20 protein-coding genes and 1 tRNA gene are annotated in these 20,108 nt (G+C 37.9%); 1 reads left to right on the top strand and 20 read right to left on the bottom strand.

The features are described from left to right. Nucleotides 1–131 precede the first annotated feature (131 nt). Nucleotides 132–1,199: a peptide chain release factor 1 gene (prfA, locus tag FJ218_02515; GenBank protein ID MBM4165784.1), complete on the bottom strand. Its 1,068-nt coding sequence runs from the start codon at nucleotides 1,197–1,199 to the stop codon at nucleotides 132–134. Nucleotides 1,200–1,420: 221 nt separating this feature from the next. Between prfA and FJ218_02520 the strand changes: the two genes are divergently transcribed. Further along, nucleotides 1,421–1,494 (top strand) — tRNA-Val (locus tag FJ218_02520). A 76-nt stretch (nucleotides 1,495–1,570) separates the two neighbouring features. On the opposite strand, the gene FJ218_02525 is transcribed toward FJ218_02520, so the two are convergent. The 19 genes from FJ218_02525 to FJ218_02615 all read right to left on the bottom strand — a co-directional run. Continuing rightward, nucleotides 1,571–2,788: a glycine C-acetyltransferase gene (locus FJ218_02525; GenBank protein MBM4165785.1), complete on the bottom strand. Its 1,218-nt coding sequence runs from the start codon at nucleotides 2,786–2,788 to the stop codon at nucleotides 1,571–1,573. A gap of 51 nt (nucleotides 2,789–2,839) precedes the next feature. After that, nucleotides 2,840–4,069, bottom strand: coding sequence for a zinc-binding dehydrogenase (locus FJ218_02530; GenBank protein MBM4165786.1), 1,230 nt, complete (start codon nucleotides 4,067–4,069; stop codon nucleotides 2,840–2,842). Between the two features lie 5 nt (nucleotides 4,070–4,074). Then, nucleotides 4,075–5,310, bottom strand: coding sequence for a hypothetical protein (locus FJ218_02535; GenBank protein ID MBM4165787.1), 1,236 nt, complete (start codon nucleotides 5,308–5,310; stop codon nucleotides 4,075–4,077). 76 nt (nucleotides 5,311–5,386) lie between these two features. Continuing rightward, on the bottom strand, nucleotides 5,387–5,602 hold the full coding sequence (rpmE, locus tag FJ218_02540) for a 50S ribosomal protein L31 (protein ID MBM4165788.1): 216 nt from the start codon (nucleotides 5,600–5,602) through the stop codon (nucleotides 5,387–5,389). Between the two features lie 20 nt (nucleotides 5,603–5,622). Beyond that, entirely contained in the window at nucleotides 5,623–6,180 is a 558-nt protein-coding gene (locus FJ218_02545) for a ribosome recycling factor (protein MBM4165789.1), read from the bottom strand. 12 nt (nucleotides 6,181–6,192) lie between these two features. Beyond that, nucleotides 6,193–6,948: a UMP kinase gene (locus FJ218_02550; protein ID MBM4165790.1), complete on the bottom strand. Its 756-nt coding sequence runs from the start codon at nucleotides 6,946–6,948 to the stop codon at nucleotides 6,193–6,195. Between the two features lie 9 nt (nucleotides 6,949–6,957). Then, entirely contained in the window at nucleotides 6,958–7,563 is a 606-nt protein-coding gene (tsf, locus tag FJ218_02555) for a translation elongation factor Ts (GenBank protein MBM4165791.1), read from the bottom strand. Between the two features lie 6 nt (nucleotides 7,564–7,569). Then, nucleotides 7,570–8,391, bottom strand: coding sequence for a 30S ribosomal protein S2 (gene rpsB, locus FJ218_02560; protein ID MBM4165792.1), 822 nt, complete (start codon nucleotides 8,389–8,391; stop codon nucleotides 7,570–7,572). Between the two features lie 185 nt (nucleotides 8,392–8,576). Beyond that, the gene (gene rpsI / locus FJ218_02565) at nucleotides 8,577–8,963 is read right to left on the bottom strand and encodes a 30S ribosomal protein S9 (GenBank protein MBM4165793.1); all 387 of its coding nucleotides are present in this window, start codon (nucleotides 8,961–8,963) and stop codon (nucleotides 8,577–8,579) included. Nucleotides 8,964–8,972: 9 nt separating this feature from the next. Then, a complete protein-coding gene (gene rplM, locus FJ218_02570; protein ID MBM4165794.1) occupies nucleotides 8,973–9,407 on the bottom strand; it encodes a 50S ribosomal protein L13 in 435 nt (144 codons plus the stop codon). Between the two features lie 84 nt (nucleotides 9,408–9,491). Continuing rightward, nucleotides 9,492–10,985, bottom strand: coding sequence for a hypothetical protein (locus tag FJ218_02575; GenBank protein ID MBM4165795.1), 1,494 nt, complete (start codon nucleotides 10,983–10,985; stop codon nucleotides 9,492–9,494). Then, nucleotides 10,985–11,845, bottom strand: a complete 861-nt coding sequence (gene nadC, locus FJ218_02580) for a carboxylating nicotinate-nucleotide diphosphorylase (protein MBM4165796.1) — start codon at nucleotides 11,843–11,845, stop codon at nucleotides 10,985–10,987. Before nadC ends, FJ218_02575 begins: the two co-directional genes overlap by 1 nt. Nucleotides 11,846–11,848: 3 nt before the next feature. Then, a complete protein-coding gene (locus tag FJ218_02585; GenBank protein ID MBM4165797.1) occupies nucleotides 11,849–12,253 on the bottom strand; it encodes an acyl-CoA thioesterase in 405 nt (134 codons plus the stop codon). Between the two features lie 7 nt (nucleotides 12,254–12,260). Beyond that, complete coding sequence (locus tag FJ218_02590) at nucleotides 12,261–13,229, bottom strand: acetyl-CoA carboxylase carboxyltransferase subunit alpha (protein ID MBM4165798.1); 969 nt, start codon at nucleotides 13,227–13,229, stop codon at nucleotides 12,261–12,263. A gap of 6 nt (nucleotides 13,230–13,235) precedes the next feature. Further along, nucleotides 13,236–15,218 carry a glycosyltransferase gene (locus FJ218_02595; GenBank protein ID MBM4165799.1) on the bottom strand — a complete coding sequence of 661 codons (1,983 nt, stop codon included), beginning with the start codon at nucleotides 15,216–15,218 and terminating at the stop codon, nucleotides 13,236–13,238. A gap of 101 nt (nucleotides 15,219–15,319) precedes the next feature. After that, the gene (locus FJ218_02600; protein MBM4165800.1) at nucleotides 15,320–16,036 is read right to left on the bottom strand and encodes a polyprenol monophosphomannose synthase; all 717 of its coding nucleotides are present in this window, start codon (nucleotides 16,034–16,036) and stop codon (nucleotides 15,320–15,322) included. A 5-nt stretch (nucleotides 16,037–16,041) separates the two neighbouring features. Continuing rightward, entirely contained in the window at nucleotides 16,042–17,142 is a 1,101-nt protein-coding gene (locus tag FJ218_02605) for a DegT/DnrJ/EryC1/StrS family aminotransferase (GenBank protein ID MBM4165801.1), read from the bottom strand. Between the two features lie 31 nt (nucleotides 17,143–17,173). After that, the gene (locus FJ218_02610) at nucleotides 17,174–18,856 is read right to left on the bottom strand and encodes a capsule assembly Wzi family protein (protein ID MBM4165802.1); all 1,683 of its coding nucleotides are present in this window, start codon (nucleotides 18,854–18,856) and stop codon (nucleotides 17,174–17,176) included. 47 nt (nucleotides 18,857–18,903) lie between these two features. Further along, the coding region (locus FJ218_02615) for a sugar transferase (GenBank protein ID MBM4165803.1) at nucleotides 18,904–20,108 on the bottom strand (1,205 nt) is incomplete at its 5' end.

A 20,108-nucleotide genomic window follows, 5' to 3' on the forward strand; every position in this document is an offset into this window, starting at 1 on the left:
TATATAGAGAAGGGAATAAACGGAAAATAGAAAAAACTCTTCATCAAAATCGGCGGAAAATATAGCAATTTTCGTAGGGGGAAACAACGCAAGGAGAAAAGAAAATAATAAGAATTTACTCATTCTTTGTGTTATGCGCCCTCTCCTAATTTGGCTGCAGTATCAGCAAGTTTCAGCTGGTCGAAGATTTCTTTGAGGTCGCCGTCAATGATTCTATCAAGATTGTACAGTGTTAATCCGATGCGATGGTCGGTGAGACGATTTTGTGGAAAATTATATGTGCGGATTTTATCGCTGCGGTCGCCGCTTTTTACCATCAGTTTCCGCTGCGAAGAAATGGAACTTGCTTGTTTTTCGACTTCTATATCGTACAATTTGGATTTCAACATCTTCATTGCTCGGTTACGATTTCCTAATTGTGTTCGTTCCGTCTGGCACGTTACAACTAACCCCGAAGGAATATGCGTGAGGATAACTTTGGTTTCGACTTTATTTACATTTTGACCGCCTGCTCCCCCGCTACGTGCTGTTTCTATTTTTATGTCGCTTTCTTTTATTGTGATTTCTATGTCTTCAACTTCGGGCAGCACAGCAACAGTGACAGCGGAAGTGTGAACTCTCCCCTGTGCTTCCGTTTCGGGAACACGCTGCACACGATGAACTCCGCTTTCAAATTTCAAACTTCCATACGCATTATCTCCGGTCAATTGAAAAATCACTTCCTTAAATCCACCAAGTCCCGTATCATTCCAATCAAGAAGTTCAACTTTCCATCGTTGCTTTTCGGAAAAGCGAGAATACATTCTGAATAAATCCGCAACGAATAATGCGCTTTCTTCTCCTCCCGTTCCCGCGCGAATTTCAACGATACAATTTTTATCATCGTTCGGGTCTTTGGGAATGAGAAGTGTTTTCAGTTCTTCTTCGACTTTGGGAATGCGTATTTGCAAATCGTCAAATTCGAGTTGCGTCATTTCTTTCATCTCTGCATCGGAAAAGTTTTCGAGCATTTCTTTCACGCTTTCCATTTCCGCAATAACTTTTTTATACTCTTCAAACTTGCGAACAATTTCTTCGATGCCGCGCTGCTCTTTACTTAATTCCCGAAATTGATTTTGATTCGTAATGACTTCCGGTGATGAAAGTAAATCGTTCAATTCGTGATAGCGTTCTTCTATGTTCTGTAGTTTGTCAAACATTTGTTCGTTGTTCGTTGAGCGTGGTTCGTGATTCGTTATTTGGGTATCGAAGTAAATTCAATTAGTACTATGAATTGAAACCTCTGAAAAAGTATGGAGCAACGTCATGCTGAGCGCAACGAAGTCTTGACTTTACGATACGTTTTCTTATTTCTTCTTTTCTTTATTGATTGTAATTTGTATCTTTTCCGCGCAAAATTTTTTCAATAATGCTTTGCATCGGACGATTAGCTCAGTTGGTTAGAGCGTACGGTTCACATCCGTAAGGTCGAAGGTTCGAGCCCCTCATCGTCCACACTGTTGTTCGTTAATGGTTAATAGTTATATGTTAATTGATAATCTAATAACCAATAACTATTAACAAAGAACGCTCAACCAATCACACCCATCTTCTTCCCTACTTTTTCAAACACATTCAGCGCGTCGTTTATATCTTTTCTTGATAGTGCAGCAGAAATTTGTGTTCTGAGTCGCGCTTCACCTTTCGGCACAACGGGAAACCACAATCCTTTTATAAACACACCGTGCTTCAACATCATCGCGCTCATATCTTGTGCAAGTGCCGCTTCTCCAAGCATTATCGGGACAATCGGATGTTCGCCTTCCAAAATTTTGAAACCGAGTTTTACGATTTCTTTGCGGAAGTACGCTGTGTTTTCGTGCAGTTTTGTTACGAGCGACATATCGCTTGTAAGTAAATCGAATGCGGCTTTTGCCCCAAATACTATTGATGGAGGAAGTGAATTGGAAAATGTGTACGGACGTGATTTCTGCCGCAAGTACGAAATGATTTCTTTTGTTGAAGATATGTAACCGCCTGCCGCCCCGCCGATTGCTTTTCCTAACGTTCCGGTAATCACATCTATTTTTTTCAAAACATTTTTTGCTTCCGGCGTTCCTCTTCCGGTCTTTCCGCAAACACCGATTGCGTGAGAATCATCAACAAAAACAAGCGCGTTGTATCGTTTTGCAAGTTCGACAATTTTCGGTAGCGGCGCTAAATCTCCTTCCATACTGAACACGCCATCGGTTACAATTATTTTGAAACGATAGTTTGCATTCTTATCTGCTTCGAGAAGTTGCTCCAAATGATTCATATCGGCGTGGTTGTAAATTTTTTTGTCCACAACTTCCGATTTACACAAACGCTGTCCATCAATTATACTTGCGTGATTGAGTTTATCGCTATAGAGAACATCTTTATAATTTTCACAACCAAGTTTCTCGTTGGTGACTGAAGCAAAAAATCCTTCATTCGCAGCGAAGCATGAGGAAAATAAAATCGTGTCTTCCGTTCCGACAAATTTAGAAATCGTTTTCTCCAACTCGTAATGAATGTCTTGTGTTCCGCAAAGAAATCGCACAGACGCTACGCCGTAACCATATTTCTTTATTCCTTCAATCGCCGCTTTCTTCACAACTGGATGATTGGAAAGTCCGAGATAATTGTTTGATGCGAGCATCATTACGTCTTTGCCTTTTATTTTTACGCGCGCACCTTGAGGACTTTCAAATGCAGTTTCGTATTTGAACGTTTTTAGTTGCTGGAGATTTTTGAGTTCAGAAGAAATTATTTCGGAAATGTTCATAATATTGATTCATTTAAACATTGAATCATTGACTCAATGATGAAATTTAGTTTACGGCTTCAACAAAATTTTCAATCCATCACCTTCGCGGATGGCTGAAAATGCATCTTCAAATTTTTCCAATGGAAATTGATGCGTAATAAATCCGCTCTTCACAAACTTTTTCGCCAATCCTTTCTTGAGCAATTGACGCATCAAATCCCACGACGAAAAAACTCTGCGACCAATAATGCCGTGAATTGTTACGCCTTTGAAAATAATATCTTTCGCGAAATCAATTTCCATTTTCCCGAACGGCAAACCGAGCAACGAAATCGCGCCGCCGCTTCGCACAATATGAAACGCATCTTCGTACGCTTTGTAACTTCCAGACATTTCGAGAACTGCATCTGCACCGGCATTTTTAGTTTCTCTTTTGAGTGTTTCGTAAAATAACTTTTTCTCGCTCTCCACAGCAACATCAAAACATGCAGTTGCGCCAAATTCTTTTGCAAGTTTAAAACGTTTTTCCACAAGTTTTTCGTGGGAAAATTTCCCGTGAGAAATATCGGTAACAAATATTTTCTTCGCTTTACACATCGCAGCAACCGCCGTTGCCATCAATCCCTGCACACCACAACCCAACACGACAATTGTTTTTCCCTTCACAGGAACCGATTGGATGGTATGCGTAGCATTTCCGAGCGCATCCATAAACGCAATAACTTCCGGAGGAATTTCTCCTTTGCGAAATAAAACAATGTTCTGCATCGGAACAACAACACTTTTCGTAAATGCTCCATCAGCGTGAACGCCTTTAATGACCGTGTTCTGACAAACGTGTTGTTCTCCTAATTTACATTGATGACACGTTCCATCGGTAATGTGCATTTCTGCTGAAGAGTAAAAATTATTTTCAAGAAATTTCAAGAAATGAGCATCACGGTCTTTGAACGGAATTTTTGAATTGTTAAGAGAAAAATCTTTAACAAACTTTTCTTTCCCATATTCGAGTTGAATTTTTTCAAGAAGAAATGCTTTCGCTTTTTTCCCTGCGTCAATGATTTGTCCGCAAAACTCGTGACCGATAACAACATTGGAATTTTTCACAACCGACATTTCGCGGCGCAACGAATCTTTCGAATTGTAAATGCCGACATCCGTTCCGCAAATCGCACCGTACAGAACACGCAACTTTACATCATGCGGAGAAGTAATTTGCGGTTCCTCGCGTTCAATCAATTGTACGCCTGTTTTCCAATCTTCGTTTGTTTTAGGAATGGATTTTACTATCGCCTTCATAAAAATTATTTGCCTCGATTCTTTTTGTTTCTTGTTGTTTCTAAAAAAATTTGTCTCATTCTTTTCTCGTATTCTTCAGTCATTTCAACGTTCCGCCGTTTCATCACTACACGCGCAGTTTCAATTGCTTTTTGTATATCGTACGTACGGAATTCGTTTCCACTTCCCCACGAAAAATTTCCAATAAACTTCGGCGGAAAATCTGCACCAAAAACATTGGACGAAATTCCTATCACCGTTCCTGTATTCAACATAACATTTATTCCTGTTTTTGCATGATCGCCAATAAGAGAACCGACAAACTGCGAACCACTGTCAATTTCTTTTTTCCCAACGTGAACACGAACATTGCCATAATTATTTTTCAAATCGCTCGTGTTTGTGTCTGCGCCAAGATTTACCCAACTTCCAAGAAATGAATGTCCCAAAAATCCATCGTGTTGTTTATTAGAATAGGATTGAATGATGCTCGCTTCAACTTCGCCGCCTACTTTACACCATTCACCGATTGAAGTTCCGCCGTAAATTTTCGCTCCGACTTTAATAAGCGAATTATTTCCAATAAATACAGGCCCAACAATTACTGCATTCGCCATTACCGCGACATTGTCACCAAGAACAATCGCGCCGTGTTCTGCATCGAGAACAACACCGGGTTTTATTGTGCAATTTTTCCCAACCGAAACATTTACGGAATTGACAACGTGAACTCCTTGGAATTTCCTTGGTTTTCTCTTTCGTAATATTCGGAAATCATCTTCAATCGCTTGATGATTGTATTGAATAATTTCCCACGGATAAAAGAAAAACTTCGCATCAACATTTATTTTTTTGGCATCAGAGAATTGTGTTCTGCGACGAATTGCTCTTTTCTTTTTTGGTGAAAATTCCTTTTGCTCAAAATTGAATTTTGCCGCCGCAACATTTCCATCACTTATGAACAGAAGTTTTTCTCCTTTTTCGTTTTGAATATTGGAAGCAAGTTCCTTCGTCATTTTTACGCGTGAATTTACGAAAATCAATTCCCTGCTATATTTGTTTTCAGAAAAAATTTCTCGTTCCTCTTGCAAGAAAGGACGAACTGCACTTCGGCAAATTACACTCCAGTTTGATTGCGGAAAATGTGAACGTATTCGTTCTCCGAGCGTTGAACAACCACTTCGAAGTTCGTGAATCGCACGAAAATACACCAGCGGGAAAAAATTTTCTACTGAGTAATCTTCAAATAAAAAATAATGCATAACGATTTAAACAAAAAAACGGAATGGATATTTTTCCATTCCGCCTGAGAAATTCCATAGTGTTATGTTCGGAAAATTAAACAGTAACTTCCGGTTTCTTTCCGTATTTTTTGTAATAGCGTTCCACACGACCTTCACTATCAACAATTTTTTGTTCGCCGGTAAAAAACGGATGACAATTGGAACAAATTTCTACTTTGATATCGCCTGCTGTCGAACGTGTTACAAAGATGTTTCCACACGAGCAAACAACACGTGCCATTTTGTATTTGGGATGAATTCCATGTTTCATAAATGAGAGTTCTTTCTATTTTAAACTTCGAGTATTTCTTTTTCTTTTTTGACAAGCAACTGGTCTATTTCCGCAATGTGCTTATCCGTCATTTCCTGCAATTGATGTTCTCCGCGTTTTCGTTCATCTTCGGAAAAATGTTCTGCTTTTTCAGATTTTTTCAGATGTTCAATCGCATCACGACGAACATTACGAATAGAAATTTTTCCTTCTTCTCCGAATTTCTTCGATAATTTCACAAGTTCTTTCCGACGTTCTTCATTCAGCATAGGAATCGGAACGCGTACAATTGTTCCATCGTTTGCGGGATTAAACCCGAGATTTGCCGCAATAATTGCTTTTTCTATCGTTGCAATCATATTTTTTTCCCACGGTTGTATGGCAATTGTATGAACATCGGGAATAGAAATATTTGCAACTTGATGTAATGGAACATGCGAACCATAGTAATCAACTTTCACAGCATCAAGAAGTGCAGTTGTTGCTTTTCCCGTACGTATTTTTATCAATTCAATTCTCGTAACGTCAACGGCTTTGAGCATTTTTTGTTCTGCTTCTATCAAGATTTCTTTTCCCATATTGAACTACTCCTAATGTGCTTGGTCATCATAATAGACAGGAACATCGAGTGCAACACGTGTGCCAATATTTTCACCAATAATCGTGCGGCGCAAGTTTCCTTTTTGTGTAATATTGAAAACAATAATCGGCAGTTTGTTTTCTCTACATAATGTTATTGCCGTCATATCCATCACTTCTAAATCGCGTTTTATTACATCAAGAAACGAGATTTCATCAAATCGAAACGCTGTTGGGTCTTTTTCCGGGTCAACGTTATAAACGCCATCGACACGCGTGCCTTTTAAAATCACGTCTGCATGAACTTCTGCTGCGCGCAATGCTGCTGCCGTATCCGTTGTAAAGTACGGACTTCCTGTCCCTGCGCCAAAAATTACCACGCGTTTTTTTTCCATATGACGAATTGCGCGGCGGCGAATATAGGGTTCTGCAACTTTGTCCATATTTACAGCACTCATTAAGCGCGTAAAGATTCCTAATTTTTCCAACGCACTTTGTAATGCAAGAGAATTTATCATCGTCGCCAGCATTCCCATCGTATCTCCTGTTACTTCATCTATGCCATCCAGAGAATTTTTCGAGCCGCGATAAATATTTCCACCACCAATAACAATACAGATTTCAATTCCTAAATCGTGCGCTTCTTTTATTTCATTTGCATAGAATCGCAACATTTGCGAATCAATACCATATTTTTTTTCACCCATCAATGATTCGCCACTGAGTTTGAGTAAAATACGTTTAAAGCGGGGAGTTCTTGACGACATCAACGATTGCTATGCTTGTCCGTCTTCTCCAAGATGAAATCGGATAAAACGTTTCACTGAAATATTTTCTCCTGTTTTTGCAATGGTTTCCGTAATTAAATCTTTAACACTCTTCCCCGGATCTTTAACATACGATTGCTCAAAAAGGCAAACATCTTGATAAAATTTGTCCAATTTCCCTTGCGCTATTCTTTCGACAACTTGTTCGGGTTTCCCATCGCTTCTCGCGAGGGAACGATAAATTTCCAATTCTTTTTCGACGAGTTCTTTATCAACTTGTTCGCGGGTGATAAATCTTGGACTCATTGCCGCTATTTGCATCGCAAGTTCACGAGCGAGTGATTTGAAATCGTCGGTTTTTGCAACAAAATCCGTTTCGCAATTGAGTTCAACCATCGAACCAAGCCGAGCTCCAGTATGAATATACGATTCTACAATACCCTGGTTGGTCGCGCGTCCAATTCGTTTTTCTGCCGATGCCGCTCCTTGTTTTCGTAGCAATTCTATTGCTTTTTCAATATTTCCATCAGTTTCTTCAAGCGCTTTTCGGCAATCCATCATTCCGGTGCCGGTTTTCTCCCGAAGTTTTTTTACATCTTCTGCTTTTATTGCCATAAAAAATTATGCTCTGTTTTCAGTTCTTTTTCTTTGAATACGTTGCTTGCGTTTAGGACGTTCCGGCTCGTGTTTTTCTTCTCCCGGCGGCGTTGGTTCTTCTTCTTTCATTGCTTGTTCAGCATCTTTCATCACTTGCATTGCATATACTTCTTTTCCTTCAATAACTGCATCGGCAACCGTTTCCGAAATAAGTTGTATGGATTTAACAGCATCGTCATTGGCTGGAATTGGATAATCAACAATGGATGGATCTGTATTCGTATCAACGATTGCGAACACAGGAATTGCCAATCGCTTTGCTTCTAACACCGATATCAATTCTTTCTTAATATCAACTACAAACAATGCCCCAGGTAATCGAACCATATCTGCAATTCCTGAAAGCGTTGTTTCCAGTTTTTGTCGTTCACGTGAAATAATGAGGATTTCCTTTTTGGTAATCTTGTCATACGTTCCGTCCGTTTCCATTTTGACTAGATTATTTAACCGTTTTACGCTTCTGCGAATTGTTACAAAGTTTGTTAGAAGTCCACCAAGCCAACGATCAACAATATAAAATTCGTTGCAACGTTTTGCTTCTGTTTCAATAATTGATTTTGCTTGTTTTTTCGTACCAATAAAAAGAATGCGTTTCCCTTCGCTGGAAAGTTTTGTCAGTTCATCGCAAGCAATCTCAATTAAGTCTTGAGTTTTCTTTAAGTCGAGAAGGTGAATTCCGTTTTTTTCCATAAAAATATATGGCTTCATTTTCGGATTCCAACGGCGAGTAATATGCCCAAAATGCGCCCCCGCATCAAGCAATTCCGTGAGTTCTACTCGTGGCATTATATGTGTTCCTAAAAGTTTTAGTGTGTGTAGTTATTTTTGCAATCCTAAAATTAGGAATGCAAACCGCTACGTTCGTCTTGTCTTTTTGAGGTCGCGATTATTCTGTGAAAACAATCGGGACACTTTCAAAAAAATCAGAACGTATGTGAATTAAAAAATTGTGAATAAAAAAAATTCTAAAATTATCGCTTCGAAAACTGGTATCTTTTTCGAGCGCCGGGACGTCCATATTTCTTCCGTTCTACCATTCTCGGATCTCGCGTAAGCAGTCCAAATGAACGCAACGTTGTTCTCAACGATTCGTCTTGAGCAACAAGCGCACGAGAAACCGCTAAGCGTGCGGCTTCCACTTGACCGGTAACTCCACCGCCTTGGACGTTGATTACAACATCAAATTTCCCTTCACTTTCCGTTACCATTAAAGGAAATTTCACCTGATGTTGTAACGTATCAAGCGGAAAATATTTATTCAATGGATTTCGATTGATGGTAACTGTTCCGTTGCCAGAAATTAGATAGACGCGAGCGACGGATGTTTTTCTTCTCCCGATAAAAATTGTGTGTTGCATTTTCTTTTCTTAAAATGTTAGTGGTTCTGGTTTTTGTGCCTGATGAGGATGTTCCGAACCTCGATATACTTTCAACTTCATTGCTATTCTTTTTCCTAACCGATTATGAGGTATCATTCCACGTACTGCTGTTTCGATAACAGATTCAGGTTTATTTTTTAATAATGTTGATGCTTTTTCCCATTTTGCTCCCCCTGGATAACCCGTATAGTGAAAATATTTTTTCAATTCCTTTCGTTTGCCGGTGAGTTGAACATTTGCAGCATTTACAACTATAACAAAATCTCCACAATCTGCATTAGGAGTAAAAGTTGGTTTGTGCTTTCCACGCAAGATATGTGCAACTCGACTCGCAATTCGACCAAGCGTTTTACCTCCTGCATCTACGAGATACCATTTTTTAGTTATTTCTGTTTCTTTGAAAAAGTGTGTTTGCTTTTGTATGATAGACACTGAATTACATTCCAATTAGTAAAAAAATCGGCGTAAAATTTAGAGATAAAATTCGAATTGGCAAAATACGCACCGTTATTCTACTGTGGTAAAATCATTTTTGGCTGAATGCTTCTGAAATGATTGAAAGATTGATTTCGTTTTTTGAAGTTCTGATTGTTCAAAAAATTTCAATCCGTACAACACTATGAAAAAAAATAATAGCAAAGTTAATTTTAGAACGATTTGAAAACTTGCGTTAGCGAATAATAAATAAAGTATAAAACTTATAAAGCCCGCAATCGTAATTTTTAATATGCGAGCATTTTCATATTGAATCGGATAAAATTTCTGAACGATGAAAGACAACACTGATACCATTACAAAATAACTGAAAAATGTGGCCCATGCTGCACCAGTAATTCCGTACAAAGGAATCAAGAGAACATTTGCACCAACATTCACTCCTGCGCCAAGAAACGTAATAGGAGGAAGCCATTGCGTTTTTTTTTCGATATATATTCCTGCAACTATATTACCAGAAATTCCTAAACACAAATACGCAATCAATACAATGGGAACGATGGATAATCCGTTCCAATAATTCGGATGAATGAGATAATGCCCGAAGAACTGAATTTGAACGATATCGCCGATAAAAAAAGAGACAACAAGAAAAATCAATGTCATAAACAAAAAGAAATATGTAAGAATTCGTGCAAATAATTCTTTCGCAAGTTCATCTTTCGCGTGTGAAAGAAAAAAAGGGCGCCATGCATAATCGAATACCGAAACAACGAGCATCATTACGATTCCCAAACGATAATTCGCTTGATAAATTCCTACGGTTGCATCATCGGTTAAAGCGCGGAGGATCGGTCTATCAACAACTTGCACCATCATAGTCGCAATTCCTGCCGGAACATACGGCAAACCGAATTTCAACAATGCTTGGTATAATGAAAATGAAATTGTTTTTGTGAAGTTTTTTATAATTGTCGGAAGTAAAAAGAGAAAAGTAAGTATTGATGCTACCAAATTGCTGATAAAAATTCCTTCTATTCCGTAATGATACTTCACAAGTAATAGTACATTCAATGAAACAGTAATAGCAACATTCAAAAATTTTATCGTTGCAAATGATTTTGCTTTGCGCTCCATTCGTAACGATGCGAAAGGAATTATTGCAAGTGTATCAAAAAAAATAATCCACGAAGCGTAATGAATTATCGAAATGTGTTGAGAAGGAATGGAAATTGTTTGCGCAATCGGAGTAGAAAAAATTACCAGTAATACTGAAAAGAAAATTGAAGAACAGAATAATGAAAGAAATGGCGTAGTAAAATTTTGTTCCTTCCCCCCTATTTCCAATGAAGATGAATAACGAAAATATGCTGACTCCATTCCAAAACCGTACACGACATTTAAGAAAGCAATCAGTGAAAATACATACGAAACAACTCCATATTCACCAGGAGAAAGAACATTCGTGTAAAAAGGAACAAGAAGAAATGTAAGGAATCTTCCGAGAATTGTGCTTACACCATAAATTGCAGTATCCGAGGCGAGAAGTTTTATTTTGTCAAACATCAGTTCACAATTTCCAACGAGATATCAAGTGCTTTAACCGAATGCGTTAACGCACCAATAGAAATACAATCAACGCCCGTTTCTGCAATTGACCGTACATTTTCCATTGAAACATTTCCCGATGCTTCAACTTCAACGGAATGATGTATTCGCTCAACAGCAATGTTCATTTCAGGAAGAGAAAAGTTATCCAGCATAATACGATGAATATTTTCCTTGTATTGCAATGCTTCCATTACTTCATCAATATTTTTAGTTTCAACTTCAATCGTTAATCGCATCTTTTGCAATGAAAGAAATTCCAAACATTTCTCAATCGCAAAACCAATTCCACCGGCAGCGGCAATGTGATTATCCTTTATCAACACCATGTCATCCAAACCGAAGCGATGATTTATTCCTCCGCCGATTTTCACTGCAAGTTTATCAAGTATGCGAATATTAGGAACAGTTTTTCTTGTGTCCGTAATTTTTGCGTTTGTACCATCAACCGCTTTCACAAATTTTCTTGTGAGTGTTGCAATACCGCTCATTCGTTGAAGAAAATTCAGCGCTGTTCTTTCCGCTCGAATTATATTTGCTAACGAACCGTATATCGTTGCTACAGTGATTCCGTTGGCAACGATATCTCCATCGAAATAATTTTTGTGAAAAACTATTTCGTTATCCATCGTTTGAAAAACGAATTCTGCAATTTCAATTCCTGCAAGAATACCATTTTCTTTAATAAGTATTTCGGCTTTGCCTATCGTGTTTTCAGGAATTATCGCTGATGTCGTAACATCACCAAGTCCAACATCTTCATACAACGCTTGTTCAATGATACGCGTAATACGATTATCGTAAAGAAAAGAATTCATCCTTTATAATTTCTGTTCAACAGCGTCGAGAAAATATTTTGGCGCTCGAGTTGGTTTACCGTTTTGCGCGCTCAGAAAACAATGAACTGTATATCCCTTACTAAGTAACTCTTTTGTTTCAGCATTTCGCAATTCATATTCAATACGAATTGTTGAAGATGGAATTGTTTTCAATACCGTTACAACTTCGAGCAAATCATCAAAATGCGCGGAAGAAAAATACTCAGCATGCGCTTCAATTACTGGGAGAAACATTCCTCGCTTTTCAATTTCAGGATACGGCACACCGATTGCTCTCAACAAATCAGAACGACCTTGTTCAAAGTATTCAAAATATTTCGCATAGTACACAAACTTCATTTGGTCTGTATCTGCGTATCGCACGCGAATGTGTGATGTAACGTTCATAGAAGTTTTATTCTTCCCAAACTCCCATCTTTGAAAATTTCTCAACGCGACGTTCCGGAAGTTTTGAAAAACTCATTTTCGAAAGCAATGTTAATTCTTCAACAAGAACTTTACTCAACAACGCTGCTGCTTGTTGATGAGAGCGATGCGCACCTCCAAGCGGTTCCGGTACAATTCTATCTATTATTTTCAACTTCTGCAAATCCGGCGCAGTAAGTTTGAGTTCCTCTGCTGCACGCTCTTTAAATTCCCAACTTCTCCATAAAATACTCGAACAACTTTCTGGAGAAATAACAGAATACCACGTGTTTTCCAACATCAATACTCTATCCCCAACACCAATTCCTAATGCTCCACCGCTCGCACCTTCCCCAATGATACAAACGACAATCGGAACTTGTATGCGCGACATTTCAAAAATATTTCTCGCAATCGCTTCCGCTTGTCCGCGTTCTTCCGCTTCAATGCCCGGATACGCGCCGGGAGTATCTATAAACGTTACAATAGGCTTTTGAAATTTCTCTGCAAGTTTCATCAGTCTCAACGCTTTGCGATACCCTTCGGGATTCATCATTCCGAAATTTCTATACACATTTGATTTTGTGTCTCTACCTTTTTGTTGTCCGATAACCATTACGGTATCGTCTTCGACTTTTCCGTAGCCAAGAAGTTTTGCAAATCCGCCAACAACTGCTTTGTCATCACGAAAATATCTATCGCCAGCAAGTTCGATAAAATCTTTCGTTATCAACTGAATGTAATCAAGCGTGTACGGTCGTTCCGGATGGCGAGCAAGTTGTACACGTTGCCATGGAGTAAGATGCGAATATAATTCTTCTTTCGAAGCATCCAATTTTTTTTCTAATTTTTTAATATCGTCCTGCAAATCGAAATGCTCCGCGTCTTTTTTCATCGCTTCAATTTTCTGTTCCAGTTCTGCAACAGATTTTTCAAATTCTAAAACTACTCGTACCATAAATTATTATTGTTTTTGTCCGGTGAAAAAAAATGATTTAATAAGTATTTCTATATCAAGTAATAACGACTGATTTTTTGCATAGTACAAATTGTATGTTTCAATTTCTTCCGCGCTCATATCGTTTCGGTAATTTATTTGCGCAAGTCCCGTCAATCCCGCTTTCCCTAAATACATTCCTGTTCTCCCATTCATTCCGGAAACCCTTGTTGAATGTGTGAATACAGGTCGTCCTACAAAACTCATTTCTCCATTCAGAATTTTTGGTATTAGCAAAATTTTCTTTTTCGCTATGGAATGTTTCGGAAGAAATAATTGTACTAACGGATAGAAAAGGAATAAAAACAGTGAAAGAAAAATATCAAATGTGCGCTTAACAAAACGATTGAACGGTTGATGAATATTATACGCAATATCAACGAACGGAAGCGATTCAAGTTCGTCAATACGTGTTTTTCCAATCACGACTTCCAAACTGCTTGGCACAAGACGATAACTCACATTCCGGTCTCTGCTCCGTGCGATAACAGAAAGGATATCCGTGTACGAAAGCGCATCAGTAGAAAAAATAACATCGGAAATTTTTTTCTCGCGAATGACTCTTCCGATGGTATCTACGCTTCCCAAGATTTCAACTCCATTTACTTTTTCTCCAATGCGTTGACGATGCGTGTCAATAAACCCAATAATATCGTAACTGTGGTCAACGCGTGAGCGCAATTTTCGAACTAATTCTTCTCCCGATTTTGTAACACCAACAATCACAGAACGTTTCCCTGTTTGTTGCATACTGAAAAAAATATGAGCAACCAATCTCCATCCGGGAAGTACGACCAATGTCATCATTCCGGAAAGTAACGTTACCATTCTGCTAAATCCGTAATCTTTAAAAAAGAACGTCAATGCAGAAAGAAACGTAAACGATGCAATGACGGCAATTGAAGATGCAGAAGAAATTGTTTTCCGTCTTGTTAACGCACCGCTCAAAAATTCCGAAAACAAAATTATGCAGATTGAGAAAATGTAAATCGCAGGATAGGCATACGATGGGAAAGAATATAATCTTCCGCGCCAAAGATATTCTGAAAGGACGAGTGAAAGAAATATAAATACAGAATCAATCACCATTACCAAAAATGTTGTTTTATTTTTTCCAAGAAATGCAATCCAAGAACGAAAGAAAATTCCCATTTGTAACAACGGTAAGAATAACACGTACGAGCGAAAATGTTTCTTCACAAATAATTGCATTGAGTGGTAAAATATTTTTACTTCGTCAATGGAACTACGGCGTGTGCTTTCTCCTTTGTAGTGAATGATTTGTGTTGTCGGAACATAACATACTTTCCATCCGCTTTGCTGCACGCGATAACACCAATCCAAATCTTCACCGTACATAAAAAAATCTTCGTCGAGTCCGCCAATGTTTTCAAATACTTCTCTTCGCAAAAACATAAACGAACCGCTCACTGCGTCAACTTCGTTTGTTTCATTCTCATTCAAATATGTCAGATTATATTTCGCAAATAATTTTGATTTTGGAAACATATCAGACAATCCGATAAGTTTTGAAAATGCAATAAACGGTGTCGGAAAACTTCTACGGCACGCAAGTTGTAGCGTTCCATCGGGAGAAAGAACTTTACAACCCGCTAATCCTACATCATTATTCGATTCAAAAAATTGCAACATTGTTTCGAACGTATCTTCTTGAACAATGGTATCGGGATTAATGAGAAGAAAATATTTTCCTTTCGCTTTGTTTAGTGCAATATTATTTGCTTTTGCAAAACCGAGATTTTCTTTACTTGCAATGAAGTGAACATTCGGAAATTTTGTTTGCACCATTTCCACGCTTCCATCATCAGAGGCATTATCAACGACAAAGATTTCTCCTTCCAGATTGCTCAATGCTTTCTGTATGGACACGAGCGCATTTTCCAAAAACGCTCGCACATTGTAATTGACTATGATTATAGATAAATCCATTTTTCATTTTGTCATTGCGAGCGAAGCGGAGCAACCTTCTAAATTCTTTGATGCATTAGGAAGATTGCATCGTCGTTTCACTCATCGCAATGCAACTTATTTTATATTTTTCCAATCAATGCTTGAAACTTCAATCGCCACACCATCCAAATCGCCTCGTAAATAATGTTTTTTGACATCTTCGATTGCCCTAACGTTCTGTCCATAAAAATAATAGGATGTTCAAACAAACGAAAACCTTTTCTCCATGCTTTGTAATTCATTTCGATTTGAAACGCATAACCGTTGGAATGAACATCATCAAGGTTGATTGATTCGAGAACTTTTCGTTTGAAACATTTAAATCCGCCGGTTGCATCCTTGATATTCATTCCCGTGATAATTCTTGTATAGACATTCGCGCCGTAACTTAAAATCAATCTGCGAATTGGCCAATTCATGATACGAACTCCGTAAATGTATCGCGACCCGATTACCAAATCATGTTCGTTCATCAATTTCAATAAATTCGGTAACTCAATCGGGTTATGCGAAAAGTCTGCATCCATTTCAATCATAAAATCGAAACCATTAGCAATTGCGTATTTAAATCCTGCAACGTACGCTGTTCCCAGTCCCATTTTTTTCGGGCGCTCCATTAAATGTACTCGAGAATTATTTTTCTGAATTTCTTTGACAATGTTCGCAGTTCCATCGGGAGAATTATCATCCACGATGAGAATTTCTAACGATGCATCTTGTTTCAACACTTCGTCAATAAGCTGTCGAACGTTTTCCGATTCGTTGTATGTTGGTGTAATAACTAATGCTTTCGACATTTTCGTTATGCGTAAAATTCTAAAATTGTTTTCGCAATATATTCTTGCATTTCCATCATGAGTTCCGTATGCATTGGAAGTGAAATTACTTCGTTCACAATTTTTTCTGTGATTGGTAAATGAAAATCTTTTTCAACGAAATGCGAAAACGCTTGTTGTTGATGAAGCGGGATGGGGTAATAAACACCAAAAGGAATTTTCTTTGCTTTCAAATATTCCGCAAGTTCATCACGTTTCGGTACTCGTATCGTGTATTGATGGTAAATGTGTTTTGCGAAACTTTTTTCTGTCGGAGTTTTTATGGTTGAATTTGCAAAAAGTTTATTGTAATTCGCGGAGGCAATTCTTCTCTTATTATTCCACTCGTCCAGATATTTCAATTTCACATCCAATATCGCCGCTTGCATTGTATCCAAACGACTATTCACGCCAAGTAATTCGTGATAGTAACGAACTTTCGAACCGTGATTACCAATCATTCGCATTTTTTCTGCAAGCAAATCATTGTTTGTGAAAAGCATTCCACCATCGCCGAATGCACCAAGGTTTTTACTTGGGAAAAAACTTGTGCAAGATATATCTCCGAATGTTCCAACTTTTTCCCCGGTGTATTCTGCGCCAATTGCTTGACACATATCTTCAATAACAAACAAACTATACTTCTTCGCTATTTCGAGCAACGGTTGCATATCAACGGATTGACCAAAAAGATGAACGGGAATAATTGCTTTTGTTTTTTTCGTAATCGCTTTTTCAATCTGCGAAACATTGATATTGAACGAATCTTCTTCCACATCAACATACACGGGGTTTGCGCCAATGAGTGCAATCGTTTCAACTGTTGCGACAAATGTAAATGATGTTGTAATAACTTCATCGTCTTTACCAATTCCTAATGCCATCATAGCAATTTGCAACGCATCTGTTCCTGAAGCGCAACCGATTGCATGTTTTACATTCAAATATCTCGCACAATTATTTTCAAATTCAGAAACATCTTTTCCGAGAATGTATTGTCCCGATTCAACGACGCGCAATACTGCTTCGTCAATTTCGTGTTTTATTTTTTTGTATTGACCGACAACGTCAACGAGATGGAGATTCAATTTGAGATTTTAGATTTTAGATTGAAGATTTCTAGTATTCGAGGCGAACTTGAAATGAAAAATAATTGCTACTTATTTTTTTGGAATGCCATGTTTCATTTTCATTCTTAAATTCATACAAACCGATTACAAAAAAATTATTGATTGGTTCGTACGATGCTCTGAGTTGGAACGAAAATGTTTTCAACAAATTTCCATCAAGAAAATATGCCGTTGAATCATCAAACGAACGATGTCCTTCCAAAACATTTCCTCCCACATTGATGTATGTACTTCCTTGAAAATAATTTTCTCCGTGTCGCTCGAAAGCAACCGATGAATACAATCTAAGTTGTTCGCTTGCTCTATAATTCAGTTGAAAAAATATTTCATCGGAGTTTGGCTGCAAGTGATGACCAAGACCAACATTGCGATGGGAATAATCGTTTCCTTGAACACGATTTGAATATACATACGGTTCAATGCGAGTATATTCAGCAACAGCATCGAGATTATCGCAAGAAAAAAAATTCGTGTGAAAAATTCCGGCTTGCCAACCTAATTCATTTCCCCACCAATGATTACCAACTTTGGGAAAATCTATATCGTCAAGCAACATTGTTCCATACAATTTGTAATCGGAGAAAGGAAAATATTCAACATCAAAACTCATAAACGCATTATCTCTATCGCCGAGCGCGTGTTCCAACGATTTGTAAAACGTAAATGGATTGAGATACGCCCATTCGGGAGAAAAGCGTTGGTAAATAATCATTTCACTCAAACCGATTTTAAATTTTTCAAGCAACGGAAATTCTAAACGATGAAGCGCAAGATATTTTGTTTCGCGAATATCTTCAACAATAGTTAAACCGGAAAACATAGGTTTATCTTGTTCCAATCGTCCTTGCAAAGAAACGAATCGCAGCGATTTATATTCCATATCAAAGCGAATCAAATCAAACACCGGAGCGTTTTGGGAGAGAAGAAGTTTGTCGGAAAAACCAGTTCCGATTGTTGTGTATTCGCGCCCAATTTCTACTTGAAAAAAATCTGCATCACCGCGAAGATACGCTTCTGTTTCATCAAAGTACGGCGTGTTTAAATCATTGAACTTATAGTTTTGTCTCAATCGCGGTTCTGTCAATGCAAAATTTCTATCGCCGAATACTGTTCCATTTGTTACCGAAATAAAATATCCGAGACGATTTTTAAATGTTCCACGAATTCTCACGCCGTGTTGCTCTGTTTCAAAATTTGTTGTGTTGTTATTTCCACTTACCGTTTTGTAAAAGAGTGAACCAAGAAACTCCAAATACATTGTTGCGGAAGAATCTTGAAACGCATACAAGTATTTTTCTTTGTCAGAAAATATTTCTTTCATGTCTGATTTGAACAAAAGAGAATTTTGTTCTACAACTCCTAATTCAAATGCAAATTCACGTTGAAACTTTTCCAAATATTTTTTGTCAACCGAAGAAAGTTGTTCTTTTTTTGTTTCAATTACTTTCAACATATCTCCTATTTCTTTTCGTGAAATCGGAAGAATCGTGCTGGAGTACTGCGGTAAAATTCCTTTCACATTCATACGATTCAAATACTCATACACTTGATTTCCGACAGGAACGTTTTCAACTTGTGAGTACAAATTTGTATTCGTAAAACATACAATTGCAACACTAATGACGAATGACCAATGACCAATGACAGTCATTAGTAACTTGTCATTACTCATTCGCAGTTTCAACAATCTAAAATGTAAAATGTAAAATGTAAAATTCTTCAATGTCCTTTTCCCAACAACACAACGGAAATCGTGTTCAACAAAATTTTTATATCCAAACGAAGCGACATATTTTCGATATAGTATAAATCGTACTCGACTTTTTTCTTTACGTCTTCGATGGATTCATCGTATTTGTGTTTCACTTGCGCCCATCCAGTAATTCCCGGACGAACTTTTAAACGGCGAGAATATAAAGGAATTTCATGAGATAATTGTTCCACGAAAAATGGTCGTTCGGGACGCGGACCAACAAGACTCATATCGCCATCGAGTACGTTAATGAGTTGCGGAATTTCATCAATGCGCGCTTTGCGTAAAACATTTCCGAGCGGTGTAATGCGTGGGTCATCTTTTCCGGCCCACACAGGACCAGATTTTTTTTCAGCATCTTCATACATCGTTCGGAATTTAAAAATGTGAAAATGCTTTCCATCTTTTCCAACACGTTCTTGTGAATATAAAATTGTTCCTTTCGATGTAAGTTTAATGAGAATTCCAACGAAAAGTAAAAAAGGAAATGCAACAAGGAGAATTACAAAAGAAAAAACTATATCGAATGAACGCTTGATTACTTTTTCCCACGGTTGCATTAACTCCGGCATTATCTCAATCAACGGAAAACCGTGAATGGGAATCGTTCGCGCTTGCCCGCTAATGATGTCGTATAAATCGGGAATAATTTTCAGTTGAACATTATACGGAGAACTTGCGGTGAGAACTTCTAACAATTTATCGTGCTGTGTTGAATCGAGTGCAATGAGAATTTCTTTTACTGAATATTGTTCGATGATTGTTGAAATTTCTTTCACTGTTCCGAGAATTTTTATTTCTTCGTCAGAAATATTTTTTTCAGAATTTTCAACCGCAACAAAGCCGACAACTTCTAATCCAATGCCGCGATTATTGTTGAGTTGTTGAAATAATTCTTTCGCTTGTTCCGAATTACCAACAATGATGGCGTTTCGTCTTCCAATTCCGGATACAAGTAATCGCTGTTGAATAAATCTCGAAAATAATCTTCCACTTGTTGTAAAAAGAAAAATGAAAACCCAATAGACAAAAATATATAAACGCGATGTTGTTGTCGAACCAACTCCTTTGTCATCAATAAAAACCAAAAAGAAAAGTAACAACACGCCGAACGTTGCGGCTTTGAAAATAAGCGCGAGTTCATCGAAACGCGATTGACGATACCACGAGC

The sequence above is a fragment of the Ignavibacteria bacterium genome (genome assembly GCA_016873775.1).
Lineage (GTDB): Bacteria > Bacteroidota > Ignavibacteria > UBA10030 > F1-140-MAGs086 > JAGXRH01.